The sequence below is a fragment of the Micromonospora sp. NPDC000207 genome (genome assembly GCF_040300925.1).
In the GTDB taxonomy this organism is placed as follows: Bacteria; Actinomycetota; Actinomycetes; order Mycobacteriales; family Micromonosporaceae; genus Micromonospora.
The window spans coordinates 1-14,144 of the sequence record NZ_JBEPEQ010000063.1; the positions used below are offsets into that span (position 1 = coordinate 1).

Consider the following 14,144-nt stretch of genomic DNA (forward strand, 5'->3'; position numbering starts at 1 on the left):
CCGCCCGGTGCCGGCGAGCGCCCCCGCCAGCGCGCCGACCGCCAGGGCGGAACTGAACAGGCCGAACGAGGCGGCCCCGGTGTTGAACACGGTCTTGGCCAGCGCCGCCAGGGTCAGCTGGAAGTTGAACAGGGTCATCCCGATCACCGACATCAGCGCCATCGGCAGCAGCAGGTCGGGGCGACGCCAGACGTACCGCAGTCCGTCGACGACCTTGGCCTGGGCGCGGTCGGCGAGCGGCGGCAGGTCCTTGCGGTACAGGTCGGCCGAGCGCATCCGGACCACGTTGACCAGCGGGGCGATCGAGCTGAGCGCGGTGACCAGGAAGACCGGGCCGGTGCCGACGGCGGCGATGGAGAGGCCGGCGACTGCCGGTCCGATGATCCGCGCGGAGTTGAACACCGCCGCGTTGAGCGACAGGGCGTTCGGCAGCAGCGAGGTGCCGACCAGCTCGGAGACGAAGGACTGCCGGACCGGGGTCTCCACCGCGTTGGCCACCCCGAGCAGGGCGGCGAAGACGAAGACGTGCCAGAGCTGGACCAGGTCGGTGAGGACCAGAGCGGCCATGGCCAGCGCCAGCACCGTCCAGAACGCGTTGGCGACGAAGAGCAGCATCCGCTTGTCGTACCGGTCGGCGAGCCGCCCGGAGAGCAGGGTCAGCAGCAGCACCGGGGTGAACTGGAGGGCCACCACCACACCGAGGGCGGTGGCGGAGTCGTCCGAAAGCTCAAGCACGAGCCAGTCCTGGGCGACGAACATCATCCAGACACCGATCATCTTGATCAGCTGCCCGGTGGCGAAGAGCCGGTAGTTACGGACCTGTAGGGACTGGAACATCGTGTTCAACTTGGCCTGCACTCTCGGTGCGCCTCCTCGCCGTCGTACGCGTCATCGTCGGATGACGGCGCGGCGCGGTGGCGCAGCACGCGAGGGCACGCGCGGACCCGGCCCGCTCGTCGCGGGCTGGACCCGGTGGTCCGGGCGCGGTCGGGTGGCGATCAGCCTCGGGCAAGCCCCTGGAGGATCTCCGCGGCCCGCCGTAGCGTGTCGCGTTCCTCCTCGTCGAGCTCGGTCAGCCGACTGGCCAACCACTCGTCGCGGGCCCGTTGGAACCGGTCGAGCACGGCGAGGCCGCCCTCGGTGGGGGCCAGGATGACCTGGCGACCATCGGTCGGGTGAGGCGTACGTCGTACGAGGCCGCGTTCCTCCAGCTTGGCGACGATCCTGGTCATCGTGGGTGGTTGCACCCGTTCGACGTCGGCCAGTTCCCTGGGCGTCAACGCACCCGCCAGCTGAAGGCTGGTGAGCGCGCTGAGCTGGGTGACCGTCAGGTCGCCGACCGGCCGGGCCTGGCGGACCCGTCGGTTCAATCTGGTGATCGCATCACGCAACTGGCTGGCCAGTTGCGCCGGTGGCACGCGTCTCGCCGTCACCGTCCGCTCCGTCACGATAGTTAGCCTAACTAATGAGCGGGCCGATGGCCGCCCCCTATGACCATCCTCACCGGTGCCCCCGACCGGGAACAGGGCGGGGTGGCCGGTACGGACCCCAACCACCAGCGGCCCTTACCCAGGTCAGAGGCACACCCGCCAGGCGGCCCTTTCCGGTGCGGGGGTCAGAGCAGCAGGGACTCCACCGGACCCCGCAGGAAGTAGCCGACGAAGAGCAGGGCCACCACGTACAGCAGCGGGTGCACCTGACGGGCCTTCCCCCTGGCGAGCTTCACCACCACGTACACGATCAGCCCCGCCCCGATCCCGTTCGAGATCGAGTACGTGAACGGCATCAACACGATGGTGAGGAACGCCGGGATGGCGATCTCGTAGTCCGACCAGTCGATGGTGCGTACCGCAGTCATCATCAGGAACCCGACCACCACCAGAGCCGTCGACGCCGCCTCGAACGGCACGATCACCACCAGCGGGGCGAAGAACATCGCCAGCAGGAACAGCGCCCCGGTGACCAGGTTCGCCACCCCGGTCCGCGCCCCCTCGGCGACCCCGGCCGCGCTTTCCACGTACGCGGTGTTGCTTGACACGCTCGCCGCACCACCGGCCACCGCGCCGATCGAGTCGACGAGCAGGATCTCCTTCGCCCGGGGCGGGGTCCCCTCCTCGTCGAGCATGTCCCCCTCCTGGCCGATCGCCACCATCGTGCCCATGGTGTCGAAGAAGTCCGTGATCAACAGGGTGAAGACGAACATCAACGCGACCAGCCAACCGGCCCGGCTCCACGAGTCGAGGACGTTGAAGTTGCCGAGCAGGGACAGGTCCGGCACGGCCACGACCGTCCTCGGGATCTCCGGCACGTTCAGCGACCAACCCTTCGGGTTGGACACCCCGTCGACCACTGACGGACCGATGTTGAACAGTGCCTGCATGACGATCGCCAACACCGTCGAGACGAGGATCCCGACCAGGATGGCACCCCGGACCCGACGCACCACGAGCACCAGGGTCAACAGCAACCCCACCACGAAGACCAGCATCGGCCAGCTCACCAGCTTGCCGCCGATCCCCAACCCGACCGGGACAGTGGTGTTCGCGGCATCCGGAATCCGGCGGACGAACCCGGAGTCCACCAGACCGATGATCGTCAGGAACAGCCCGATCCCCACCCCGATGGCGGTCTTCATCTGGGTGGGAACCGACCGGAAGACCGCCGTACGCAGCCCGGTCAGCACCAACACACCGATGATCAACCCCTCGATCACCACCAGGCCCATCGCGTCCGCCCAGGTCATCTCCGGAGCGATCTCGTACGCGACGAGCGCGTTCACCCCGAGCCCGGCGGCCACCGCCAGCGGGAACCGGCCGACCACCCCCATCAGGACCGTCATCAACCCCGCCACCAGGGCGGTCGCCGCCGCCAACGCCGGGATCGCCAGCCGCTGCCCGTCGCCGTCCACCGCCGCGCCCAGGATCAACGGGTTGAGCACCACGATGTACGCCATCGTGAAGAACGTCGCCAGGCCACCCCGGACCTCCCGACCCATCGTCGAGCCACGGGCGGAGACCTCGAAGTACCTGTCGAACCCGCTTCGGGGACGCGCGGGCTCGGGCGGGGTGCCGTTCTCGGGCGGGGCTACTGCCATCGGGTCCCTCGCAGTGGTCGTCGGAGGATCGAACACATCGGCGGAGATCGAATCCTGCGCGCATCGTCGCAGATCGACGACGGGCGGGAAAGGCCTGTCGCGTACCCTCGGTGCCGTGGGACAGCAGCAGAAGCCGCGGCCCGAGCCGCTCGACCCGCCGATGGTCCCCTTCGTCGTGGCCGGAATGGCGGCCTGGGCGATGGCCGGCCTGGCGCTGTTACTGTTCCGCGACTGGCTGACCGAACATGGTCACCAGGACTGGCTCTGGACGTGCCTGGCCGGTTTTCTGTGGGGTATCCCCGGTCTGGCCGTGATGATGCGGCACGACGCGAGACGACGCCGTCGCCGGGCCGCCGCCAAACTCTCCTAGCTCAGCACCACTCCGGGTCAGGGGTGACCGTACGGCTCCGCCGGCTCGGCCGACTCCACCGAACCCGGAGCCCGGCTGACCGACATCGCCTCGACGGCGCTGTCGTCGTAGACGGTCCGCAACTCGTCGACAGGGGTCTCCCCGGTCTCGACAAGGGTCTCCGAGTGCGCGCCGCACCCGTGGTCGGCGCTGACCACCCGACCGTCGTCGGGGGCGTAGAAGTTCCCGCACGCCCCGAAGGCCTGCCGGAGTTGACCGGCCAGCGGGAGGTAGAACCCGCAGCTGCCACAGCGGGCGGCGGGCGGGGCGGACGTCGAGATCGCTGCCTGCGGGCCGTGGTCACCGTCGTACCACCGCTGGGCCGTGTCGGCCCGACCCTCCCGGGAGAGCACCCGGGGGCGACCGAGCCCCAGCTCCCAGGAGGTCTCCTCGACGGCCGGGTCGTCGGACATGACGTACCCGGGAGTGAGCCGGGAGTCGTCCGGCGAGGTCGGGAGCAGGTCACCGGGACCGAGGTCGCCGGGCTTGAGCCGCTCCTGCCAGGGCAGCCAGCCGGGGGCGAGCAGCGCGTCCGAACCGGGCAGGAGGACGGTCTCGCAGACCGTCACCGCCCGACTGCGCGGAACCCGGGTGACAGTCACCCCCCACTGCCAACCCCGGTAGCCGGCCAGCCGGCACTCGAAGTAGTGGGTGACGAGTCGGTCACCCTCGGCGACGGCCCTCACGTGCTCACCGACGTCGTCGGGATCCACCTCGGTGATGCTGTCGCGCGCCACCTCGACGGCGGCGGCGCAGACCTGGTCGAGGCGGGGGGCGCGGCTGGCGGCGGGCCTGGTCACCCACCCATTGTTCCCCATGCTCGTCTCGGGACGCCAGGCACTCCCCGCTTCGGTCCGTGGCGGGACTTCTGCACGCACTGATGCGGTCGACGGGGCGGATGGGCGAGGATGTCCACATGCCGTTGTTCTCCCGCTCCCAGCGGTCCGTCCTCGGACGCACCGTGGGCACCGGCATCCGCGCCACCCGCGTGCTGCTGCGGGGCTCGGTCAGCGGAGGACGCTGGGTGACCCGCCAGGCAGGACAGGCCCGCACCAAGGGCGCCGGCAACGAGACCGGCATGGTCCGGCTGTTCGATCTGCACGCCGTCTCCTGCGCCGGGGACACCCTGATCGCCATCGGCCTGGCCGGGACGATCTTCTTCAACGTCCCGTTGGGCGAGGCCCGCAGCAAGGTCGCGCTCTACCTGCTTGTCACGATGGTGCCGTTCGCCATGCTGGCTCCGGTGGTCGGCCCGCTGCTCGACCACTTCCGGCACGGCCGCCGGTACGCCCTGGCCGTCACCATGCTCGGCCGCGCCTTCCTGGCCTGGCTCATCTCCGACCACCTCCACGGGTTCGGCCTCTACCCGGCCGCGTTCGGCGTCCTGGCCCTGTCCCGGGCGTACGGGGTGGCCCGGTCCGCCGCCGTCCCCCGGCTGTTACCCGAGGGGCTCGGCCTGTCCCAGGCCGGTGCCCGGGCCAGCGTGTACGGAACCATCGCCGGAGCACTGGTGGCCCCGATCGGGTTGGCCGCGTTCTGGTTCGGGCCGCAGTGGCCACTCCGGGTCGCCTCGGTCATCTTCCTGGTCGGCATGGTGGTCGCGCTCCGGTTGCCGCCGAAGGCCGACTCCGAGCCGCCGGAGCGGGTCCCGAGGCCACTGCGGGCGCTGTGGGGCCGCAACGGGGACCGGCCACTGGGCCGGGGCCGTCCGGCCGGGCGGTTGGTGATCGCCACGCTGGTCGGCGCCGCGACGCTCCGCGCCGTCTACGGCTTCCTGCTGCTCTTCCTGGCCTTCGCCCTGCGCAAGGGCGACCTGGACACCAGCCTCCTCGGCCGAAGTCTCGGCCCCGAACTGGCGCTCGGGTTGATCGGCGGTGCGCTCGCCGTCGGCACCTTCCTGGCCACCGCCGTCGGCACCCGACTGCGGATCCACCGGCCGGTCGCCATCCAGACCAGCGGCATCATCGTCGTGGCCGGGCTGGCCGTCCTGACCGCCCTCCAGTTCTCGCTGGCCATGGTCGCGTTGTTCTGCCTGGTCGCCGCCGCGATGAGCGGGATCGCGAAGCTGGCCGTCGACGCGTCGATCCAGGAGCGGATCCCGGAACGTCTCCGGGCCAGTTCCTTCGCCCACTCGGAGACGGCGCTGATGCTCGCCTTCGTCGCCGGGGGCGGACTCGGGCTCGTACCCTTCTCCGGCCGGATCGGCGTCGCCGTGGTCGCCGGTGTGGCGGTGATCGCCGCAGTCCGGGGGGTGGTGGTCGCGCGGCGACTCCGGGCCGAACGCCTCGCCGGTCGCCCCCTCGGCGACGACGAACTCGCCGAGGACGCCCAGCCCGAGGAGGGCAAGCCCAAGGACAGCAAGCCCAAGGACGCCACGCCCGAGGACGGCAAGCCCGTGGACGCCGGTCCCGCCACCGGCCCACCGCCGGGCGACCGAACCATCTCGATCCGACCGAAGCGGCAGCCACAGCCGGAACGGGAGGATCCGACCCCGATCTCACCGGCCCCCGCCGGGGCCCGCACCGCCCCCGCAGAGGAGGCCCGACAGGCCCCGCCGGGCTACCACATCTACCGACCGTCCTCGGCTGTGAGCCGGGCTGCCGGTGCCGGTGCCGAGGACGGCGACCGCCGCGAGTCGCCGGGGCCGGTTACGTGACCGGGCTGCTCGTGGTGACTGCGGTGTCCGCCGAGGCGGAGGCGGTCCGGCGGGGGCTGCCGAAGTCCGCCGGGGTGACAGTCGCGCCGGTGGGGGTGGGCCCTGCGGTGGCCGCCGCCGGGACCGCCCGCCTGCTCGCCCGCGCGGAGGCCGCCGGACGCCCCTACCGGGCGGTGATCAGCGCCGGCGTGGGCGGTGGCTTCCCCGGCCGGGTGACGGTGGCCGGCACCGTACTCGCGGAGCACAGCGTCGCCGCCGACCTCGGTGCCGACTCCCCGGCCGGGTTCATCCCCGTCGACGAGTTGGGGATGTCGGCCGAGGCTCTCGGCGCACCCCCTGTCCTCCCCGCCGATCCGACGCTCCTGGCGACCCTGCGGTCCCGGCTCCCCCACGCCGCCGTCGGTCCGGTGCTGACTGTCAGCACCGTCACCGGCACCGCCGCCGGGGCCGCCGCCCTGACCCACCGGCACCCCGACGCGATAGCCGAGGCCATGGAGGGGTACGCCGTCGCGGTCGCCGCCGCCGGGGCCCGGCTACCCTTCGTCGAGCTGCGTACCATCTCCAACCCGGTCGGCCCCCGGGACCGGACGGCCTGGCGGCTCGCCGAGGCGTTCACCGCCCTCACGGACGCGGCGGCAGCCCTGCCGAACCTCCATCCGGACCTGCTGAACTCCGGTCCGGACCTGCTGAACCCCGACCCGGACCTGCTGAACTCCGGTCCGGGCCGGGACGTTCCAGCCTCATCGCCCGCAGGCGGGGGCCGTCCCGACTGAAACCGCAGGCCAGCAAGAGTCGCGTCTGCTCGTCGTCAGCGACCGCCCGCGCCCGACGGCGACGAGGAACAGTGGCTACGCGCTATGGAGCTGCCCCACCCATAGGACCGCCACGGCGAGCGGGCGGCGAAAGGAGAAGCAGGATTGCCTGCCCCATTCGTGAGGGCAGGTCCACAGCGGCGCTGACTGACTACACCGACTCGCCAAGGCTCAACGAACGGCAAGACGCAGGCACCAGAGGCGACGCGGCGTGAAGGCGTACAGGGGAGGGTTTTCGGTTGTTCGCGGGGCCTGCCCGCTACCAGCAGCGGTGGGTGGTGGGTGGTGGGCGGTGGGGGCGGGGATACCGTGGGGGTGTGGCGCTCTCTCTGGCGATCTCGCCCTGCCCCAACGACACCTTCGTCTTCCACGCGCTGGTGCATGGTCGGGTGCCGGGGGCACCGCCGGTCGAGGTGACCTACGCCGACGTCGACGTGACCAACACGGCGGCCGAACGCGGGGCGTTCGACCTGGTCAAGGTGAGCTATGCGGCGCTGCCCTGGTTGTTGGACGACTACCACCTGCTGCCCTGCGGCGGGGCGCTGGGGCGCGGATGCGGTCCGCTGGTGCTGACCCGGGGGGATCATCCCGCCGCCGCGCCGGGGGCCGACCGGAGCGGGGCCGCCGCCGGGTCGGGCGGCGATCTCAGCGGGGCCACCGTCGCCGTGCCGGGGGACCGGACCACCGCGTACCTGCTGTTCCGGCTCTGGGCGGCGGAGCGGCCACCGGCCCGGATCGAGGTGGTGCCGTTCCACGAGATCATGCCGGGAGTCGCCGCCGGGCGGTACGACGCGGGTCTGGTGATCCACGAGGCCCGGTTCACGTACCCCCGGCACGGGTTGACAGCCCTTGTCGACCTCGGCGAGTGGTGGGAGGCCGACACCGGGCTGCCGATCCCGCTCGGCGCGATCCTGGCCCGGCGCGGCGCGGTCGACCCGGAGGTAGCCGCCGGGTGGATCCGGGAATCCGTCCGGCAGGCCTGGGCCGACCCGGACGCCAGCCGTGAATACGTCCTCCACCACGCCCAGGAGATGGAGCCGGACGTGGTGGACCGGCACATCGGCCTGTACGTCAACGAGTTCACGGCCGACCTGGGCGTCGACGGCCTCGCTGCCGTGACGGCGCTGCTGGACCGGGCCGCCGACGCCGGACTGACCCCTCAGACCTCCAGTTCGCGGGCGACCGCGTGGACCAGCTGAGCGATCTTCTGCGAGGCCTTGCGGTCGGGGAACCGGCCCCGGCGCAGGTCCGGCTGGACCTTCGCCTCCAGGACCTTGATCATGTCTTCGACCAGGCCGTGCAGTTCCTCGGCCGGCCTGCGCCGCAGCTCGGCCACCGAGGGCGGCGCCTCCAGCAGCTTGACCCCCATCGCCTGGGCCCCCCGGCGGCTGTCCACCACACTGAAGTCGACCCGCTGGCCGCCCTTGAGGTCGGTGACACCCGCCGGTAGCGCGCCCTTGGGCAGGAACACGTCGCCACCCTCGTCACTGGTGACGAACCCGTATCCCTTGGCCGCGTCAAACCACTTCACTCGACCCGTCGGCACCTTCGGTTCCCCTGCTTCGCTCGATTCGACTACTCCGTCAAGGCTAGCCGGACCAAGCCTTCCAGCGCCCCCGGGAATTCAGTGAGATCATCCAGCACCAGTTCCGCCCCGGCCGCAGCCAGTTCCTCCCGGGAACACGGACCCGTTGCCACCGCGATTCCCGGCACCCCGGCCGCGTGCGCGGCAACCATGTCGGCGACGTGGTCACCGACGTAGTGGGTCGCCCCGTGAGCCCGCAGCGCTGTCGCCTTCTCCTCGGCGAACAGGTCCCCCACCACCTCGTCGACGGCCAGCCCGAGGTGGTCAAGGTGCAGGCGGGCCAGGGCCCCCAGCTTCGAGGTGACGACAAGCACCCGGCCGCCCCGGGCGCGTACCGCCGCGATCGCCTCCGCCGCCCCGGGCAGGGGTGCCGTCGGGGTGATCGCGTACTCCGGGTACAGCTCCCGGAAGGTCACCACCGCCGAGTCGACCTGCTCGGGCGGGAACCAGCGGGCGATCTCGACCCGGAGCGGGGGCCCCAGCCGGGAGACCGCCGCGTCGGCGTCGACGTACACGCCGGTACGGGCGGTCAACGCCCGGTGCGTGGCGGCGATGCCGGGACGCGAGTCGACCAGGGTCATGTCGAGGTCGAAGCCGACCGTCAGTGCAGACATGCGGCGACGGTACCTCGCAGTCCCGGTTCACCCGGACGTCCGAGGGGCGCGACAGGGGCCCGGCGGGCTAGCGTGGAACGACGATGAGCACCTCACTCGCCGACCAGCTACGGTCGCTGCCCGACGACGCCCTCGCCGCGCTCCTTCAGCTGCGGCCGGACCTGGTCGTACCGGTCCCGGCCGACGTCGGCGCGCTCGCCACCCGGGCACTGTCACGGGTCTCGGTGACCCGGGCCCTCGACGGGCTGGACCAGTTCACCATCGGCATCCTCGACGCCGCCAGGCTGACCCGGCACCCCGAGGAGCGCACCACCGACACCCAGGCGATCCTGGCCATGGCCACCGCCGGTCCGCACCCACCCGCCCCCACCTCGGTCCGCTCGGCGGTGCAGCGGCTGCGGGCGCTGTTCCTGCTGTACGGCCCGGAGAGCAGCCTGCTCGTCGCCGAGTCGGTGGACGAGATCAGCCCGTACCCGGCGGGGCTGGGCCGACCGGCGGCGGAGCTGGACCCGGCGACGGCGGCGCTCTGCGCGGACCCGGCGAAGCTGCGCCGGACCCTGCTGTCCGCGCCCCCGTCGGCTCGGGCGGTCCTGGACCGGCTGGCCGCCGGACCGCCGGTGGGCAGCGTGCCCCCGGGGGCGTTGCAGGCACCGCCGACGGGTGCGGAGGACAGCGTCCCGCCGGACCCGACGAACGGCGGTGCCCCCACCGGTTCGCCGGTACGGTGGCTGCTCGACAACCGGCTCCTGGTGCTCGTCGCCGGTGGTCGAAGCGGTGGCACCGGGACCGTGGAGCTGCCCCGCGAGGTGGGGCTGCTCCTGCGGCGGGACTCCGGCCCGCTCGGCCCGCTGCGGTCGGCTCCGCCGACTGTCGCGTCCCCGCCCCGGGAGCCGAAGGCCGCCGACTCGGCGGGGGCCGGGCAGACCATGGAGGTCGTACGGCACACCGAGGCGCTGCTGGAACAGTTCTCCGACGAGCCCGTGCCGGTGCTGCGTTCGGGGGGCCTCGGAGTACGTGACCTGCGTCGGATGGCCCGGACCGTCGGGCTGGACGAGTCGACTGTCGCCCTGCTGGTGGAGGTGGCGTACGCGGCGGCGCTCCTCGGCGAGGTGGAGTTGCCCGCCGCCAACGGACGGTACGGGGGTGACCAGCAGGTCCTGCCGACCGTCGGGTACGAGGTGTGGCGCGCCGGGTCCCTGGCCCAGCGGTGGGAGCAGCTGGCCCGGGCCTGGCTGGCCATGCCCCGACAGGTCGGGTTGGTGGGTCAACGCGACGACCGGGACCGGCCGATCACGGTGCTGTCCGCCGAGGCGGAGCGGGCTGCGGCACCGTCGGCCCGGCGGGCCGTCCTCGGGGTGTTGGCCGATCTGGTTCCGGCGACCGCGCCGACCGTCGACGAGGTGCTGGCCCTGCTGGAGTGGCGGTCACCCCGGCGCAGCCGGGGGCGGGAGTCCGCGCACCGGCAGGTGCTCACCGAGGCGGCCGCGTTGGGGGTGACGGGACTGGGGGCGATGACCTCGTACGGGCGGCTGCTCCTGGCCGAGGTGACCGCCGACGAGCGGGCCCAGGTCGACCCGCTGGGGTTGCTCGCCGAGAACCGGGACGCCGACCCGTCGACAGCGGTACGGGCACTCGACGCGCTGCTCCCCGCCCCGGTCGACCACTTCCTGGTGCAGGCCGACCTGACGGTGGTGGTGCCGGGGCCGGCCGATCCGGCGCTCTCCGGCGAGCTGGACGTGGTGGCCGAACCGGAGTCGGCCGGTGGGGCGGCCGTGCACCGGGTCACCCCGGCCAGTGTGCGCCGGGCGTTGGATCACGGGTACACCGCCGAGGACCTGCACGACCTGTTCACCCGCCGGTCGCGTACCCCGATTCCGCAGGGGTTGACCTATCTGATCGACGACGCCGCGCGTAAGCACGGGGGGTTGCGGGCCGGGTCGGCAGGTGGATATCTGCGCAGCGACGACGAGGCGTTGCTGGCTGAGGTGCTCGCCGACCGGCGGTTGGAGTCGTTGGCGCTGCGCCGGCTCGCCCCGACGGTCCTGGTCACCACGTACCAGAGCAGGCTGCTGTTGAGTTCGCTGCGCGACGCCGGGTACGCGCCGGTGCCGGAGGACGCCAGTGGGGCCACCGTCCTGTCGAGGCCGAAGAGTCGGCGAGCCCCGCACCGGCCGCCGACCTCCCGGGCGGTGGACCCGTTGACCACTCCCCGACCGGCGCTGCCCCGTCTGTTGGGGGTGGTGGAGCAGATCCGGCGGGGGGAGGCTGCCGCGCGGGCCGCCCGACGGGCTCCGGCGACGGTACGGGGTGCCGCCCCCCGGACCGGCCCGGTGCCGGTGCACACCCACACCGACGCGATCGCCGTCCTGCAACAGGCGTTGCGGGACAAGGCGCTGGTCTGGGTGGGGTACGTCGATCCGCACGGGGCGACCACGTCCCGGCTGCTGCGCCCGGTGTCGATCGGCGCCGGTTACCTGCGGGCGGAGGACGAACGCACGGAGATGCTGCACACGTTCGCCCTGCACCGGATCACCGCCGCCGTCCTGGACACGTGAGGGCGGACGGCGGCTCGGGTCAGCGGCGGTTGCGCCGGTAGCTGCCGATGACGGTCACGGCGACCAGCAGGGCGGATCCGGCACCGGCCGCCTCGCCGACGGAGGCGACGAACCCCTGTCGGAGGACGAGCCAGCCGAACAGGAACCAGCCGAACAGGACTGTCGCCGCGACCGCGTACGCGACGATCGTGGTGGTGGAGACCTCGTCGTGGTCGACAGCCATCAACCCGCCTTCCCCGTTCGTCCGGTACCGACCCTTTCCAGAGTGTCACCGGGAGCGGGGTTTCGACAGTGCAGGACTCGCGCTGGGTGCGGGAGTGACGGTCTCGTCCAGGCCGGGGGTCGCCTGCGGGCCGGGGGCGGGCCCGGGCGTGGCGTTCACCCCCGATGCCGTCGCGCCGCCGTTCGGCCGGGGGTGGTGACCCCGACCGGCCGGGCGACGAAACCGAACGCGCACGCGCCGGCCCGACCCTCCGCCGCCGGGTACGCGTCGAGGCGTCCGAAGCAGCGGTCGCCTGGTAGACGCCGTGGCGGCCGGTCAGGTTGCCTCGACAGCCGGTCTTTCTCGGGAAATCCGGCGTACGTGTCACACTGGTGGGTCGGTCCGGCGCAGGTCAGAGGCGTCGACGGTCGACATCGCGGCGAGGAGAGGACACGTGGCGTGAGCAGTGGACCACTGATCGTGCAGTCGGACAAGACCCTGCTGCTGGAGATCGACCACCCCGACGCGCAGGCATGCCGGATGGCCATCGCCCCGTTCGCCGAGTTGGAACGTTCACCCGAGCACGTGCACACCTACCGGTTGACCCCGCTGGGTCTGTGGAACGCCCGTGCCGCCGGGCACGACGCCGAGGGCGTGGTGAACGCGCTGATCACGTACTCCCGGTATCCGGTTCCGCACGCGCTCCTGGTCGACGTGGCCGAGACGATGGACAGGTACGGCCGACTCCAGTTGGCGAACGACCCGGCGCACGGTCTGGTCCTGCGGGGCCTGGACCGGCTGGTGTTGATCGAGGTCGCGAAGAGCAAGAAGCTCGCCGGGATGCTCGGGGACAAGGTCGACGACGACACCATCGTGGTGCACCCCTCCGAGCGTGGCCGGTTGAAGCAGGCGCTGCTCAAGCTGGGGTGGCCGGCGGAGGACCTGGCCGGGTACGTCGACGGGGAGGCGCACCAGATCGACCTGGCCGAGTCGGGTGCCGACGGCGGGAAGCCGTGGACGCTGCGGTCGTACCAGCGGGAGGCGGTGGAGGCCTTCTGGGCGGGCGGTTCCGGGGTGGTGGTCCTGCCCTGCGGGGCGGGCAAGACCCTGGTGGGGGCGGCGGCGATGGCCGAGGCGAAGGCGACCACCCTGATCCTGGTGACGAACACCGTCGCCGGTCGGCAGTGGAAGCGGGAGCTGATCGCCCGGACCTCGTTGACCGAGGACGAGATCGGCGAGTACTCCGGTGAACGCAAGGAGATCCGTCCGGTCACCATCGCCACGTACCAGGTCCTCACCTCCCGCCGGAAGGGCGCCTTCACCCACCTGGACCTCTTCGGTGCCCGGGACTGGGGGCTGGTCGTCTACGACGAGGTGCACCTGCTGCCCGCCCCGATCTTCCGGTTCACCGCCGACCTCCAGGCCCGCCGCCGGCTGGGCCTGACCGCGACCCTGGTCCGGGAGGACGGCCGGGAGGGGGACGTGTTCAGCCTGATCGGCCCGAAGCGGTACGACGCCCCGTGGAAGGACATCGAGCAGCAGGGCTGGATCGCCCCGGCCGAGTGCACAGAGGTACGGGTCACCCTCACCGACGCCGAGCGGATGGCGTACGCGACGGCGGAGGCCGAGGAGCGGTACCGGATGGCGGCGACGGCCCGGACGAAGCTCCCGGTGGTCCGCGCCCTGGTGCAGCGGCACACCGACGACCAGGTGCTGGTGATCGGCGGGTACATCGACCAGCTCCACCAGCTCGGCGAGTACCTGGACGCCCCGATCGTGCAGGGTTCCACCACGAACAAGGAACGGGAGCGGCTCTTCGACGCGTTCCGGTCGGGTGAGATCCGTACCCTGGTCATCTCGAAGGTCGGCAACTTCTCGATCGACCTCCCGGAGGCGGGGGTGGCGATCCAGGTGTCGGGGACCTTCGGGTCCCGGCAGGAGGAGGCCCAGCGCCTCGGTCGGGTCCTGCGCCCGAAGGCAGACCGCCGCCAGGCCCACTTCTACACGGTGGTCTCCCGGGACACCATCGACACCGAGTACGCCGCGCACCGGCAGCGGTTCCTCGCCGAGCAGGGGTACGCCTACACGATCGTCGACGCCGACGACGTCCTCGGCCCGCCGCTGCCCTCCGTCGACTGACCCCGTACCGGCACCGATCTACCTGCTCCCGGCACCCGTTTGCCCTGCTCGCGGCGGTGGTGTCGGCAAAAAGTACTG

At 72.2% G+C, this 14,144-nt stretch carries 12 protein-coding genes and 1 pseudogene; 6 read left to right on the forward strand and 7 right to left on the reverse strand.

The window, feature by feature from the left end; translation table 11 throughout:
* The 3 genes from ABT336_RS16805 to ABT336_RS16815 all read right to left on the reverse strand — a co-directional run.
* Window positions 1-858 (reverse strand): MFS transporter (locus ABT336_RS16805; protein WP_350897523.1); only part of this gene is annotated, 858 nt, incomplete at its 3' end.
* A gap of 140 nt (window positions 859-998) precedes the next feature.
* Complete coding sequence (locus ABT336_RS16810) at window positions 999-1,448, reverse strand: MarR family winged helix-turn-helix transcriptional regulator (RefSeq protein WP_350897524.1); 450 nt, start codon at window positions 1,446-1,448, stop codon at window positions 999-1,001.
* 167 nt (window positions 1,449-1,615) lie between these two features.
* Window positions 1,616-3,094 (reverse strand): NCS2 family permease, encoded by a 1,479-nt coding sequence (locus tag ABT336_RS16815; protein WP_350897525.1) that lies wholly within the window; start codon window positions 3,092-3,094, stop codon window positions 1,616-1,618.
* A 115-nt stretch (window positions 3,095-3,209) separates the two neighbouring features.
* Here ABT336_RS16815 and ABT336_RS16820 point away from each other — a divergent pair, with 115 nt between their 5' ends.
* Window positions 3,210-3,464: a DUF2530 domain-containing protein gene (locus tag ABT336_RS16820; RefSeq protein WP_350897526.1), complete on the forward strand. Its 255-nt coding sequence runs from the start codon at window positions 3,210-3,212 to the stop codon at window positions 3,462-3,464.
* A gap of 17 nt (window positions 3,465-3,481) precedes the next feature.
* Here the strand turns inward: ABT336_RS16820 and ABT336_RS16825 are convergent, their stop codons facing one another.
* Window positions 3,482-4,321 (reverse strand): DUF3027 domain-containing protein, encoded by an 840-nt coding sequence (locus tag ABT336_RS16825; protein WP_350897527.1) that lies wholly within the window; start codon window positions 4,319-4,321, stop codon window positions 3,482-3,484.
* A 98-nt stretch (window positions 4,322-4,419) separates the two neighbouring features.
* Here ABT336_RS16825 and ABT336_RS16830 point away from each other — a divergent pair, with 98 nt between their 5' ends.
* The 3 genes and pseudogenes from ABT336_RS16830 (at window position 4,420) to ABT336_RS16840 (ending at window position 8,170) form a co-directional block, all read left to right on the forward strand.
* Window positions 4,420-6,159 (forward strand): MFS transporter, encoded by a 1,740-nt coding sequence (locus ABT336_RS16830; RefSeq protein ID WP_350897528.1) that lies wholly within the window; start codon window positions 4,420-4,422, stop codon window positions 6,157-6,159.
* Window positions 6,156-6,806: pseudogene (locus ABT336_RS16835) on the forward strand (futalosine hydrolase); the annotation flags it as partial. The gene ABT336_RS16830 and the pseudogene ABT336_RS16835, both read left to right, overlap by 4 nt.
* 482 nt (window positions 6,807-7,288) lie before the next feature.
* Window positions 7,289-8,170 carry a 1,4-dihydroxy-6-naphtoate synthase gene (locus ABT336_RS16840; protein WP_350897529.1) on the forward strand — a complete coding sequence of 294 codons (882 nt, stop codon included), beginning with the start codon at window positions 7,289-7,291 and terminating at the stop codon, window positions 8,168-8,170.
* On the opposite strand, the gene ABT336_RS16845 is transcribed toward ABT336_RS16840, so the two are convergent.
* Window positions 8,131-8,517 carry a cold-shock protein gene (locus ABT336_RS16845; RefSeq protein WP_350897530.1) on the reverse strand — a complete coding sequence of 129 codons (387 nt, stop codon included), beginning with the start codon at window positions 8,515-8,517 and terminating at the stop codon, window positions 8,131-8,133. The two genes, ABT336_RS16840 and ABT336_RS16845, sit on opposite strands and share 40 nt — an antisense overlap.
* A 29-nt stretch (window positions 8,518-8,546) precedes the next feature.
* Window positions 8,547-9,170, reverse strand: coding sequence for an HAD family hydrolase (locus tag ABT336_RS16850; protein ID WP_350897531.1), 624 nt, complete (start codon window positions 9,168-9,170; stop codon window positions 8,547-8,549).
* Window positions 9,171-9,253: 83 nt separating this feature from the next.
* On the opposite strand from ABT336_RS16850, the gene ABT336_RS16855 reads away from it, so the two are divergent.
* Window positions 9,254-11,725, forward strand: coding sequence for a helicase-associated domain-containing protein (locus ABT336_RS16855; RefSeq protein WP_350897532.1), 2,472 nt, complete (start codon window positions 9,254-9,256; stop codon window positions 11,723-11,725).
* Between the two features lie 19 nt (window positions 11,726-11,744).
* Here ABT336_RS16855 and ABT336_RS16860 read toward each other — a convergent pair whose 3' ends face one another.
* The gene (locus ABT336_RS16860; protein ID WP_350897533.1) at window positions 11,745-11,948 is read right to left on the reverse strand and encodes a hypothetical protein; all 204 of its coding nucleotides are present in this window, start codon (window positions 11,946-11,948) and stop codon (window positions 11,745-11,747) included.
* Between the two features lie 438 nt (window positions 11,949-12,386).
* On the opposite strand from ABT336_RS16860, the gene ABT336_RS16865 reads away from it, so the two are divergent.
* A complete protein-coding gene (locus ABT336_RS16865) occupies window positions 12,387-14,066 on the forward strand; it encodes a DNA repair helicase XPB (RefSeq protein WP_350897534.1) in 1,680 nt (559 codons plus the stop codon).
* The last annotated feature ends 78 nt before the right edge of the window (window positions 14,067-14,144 follow it).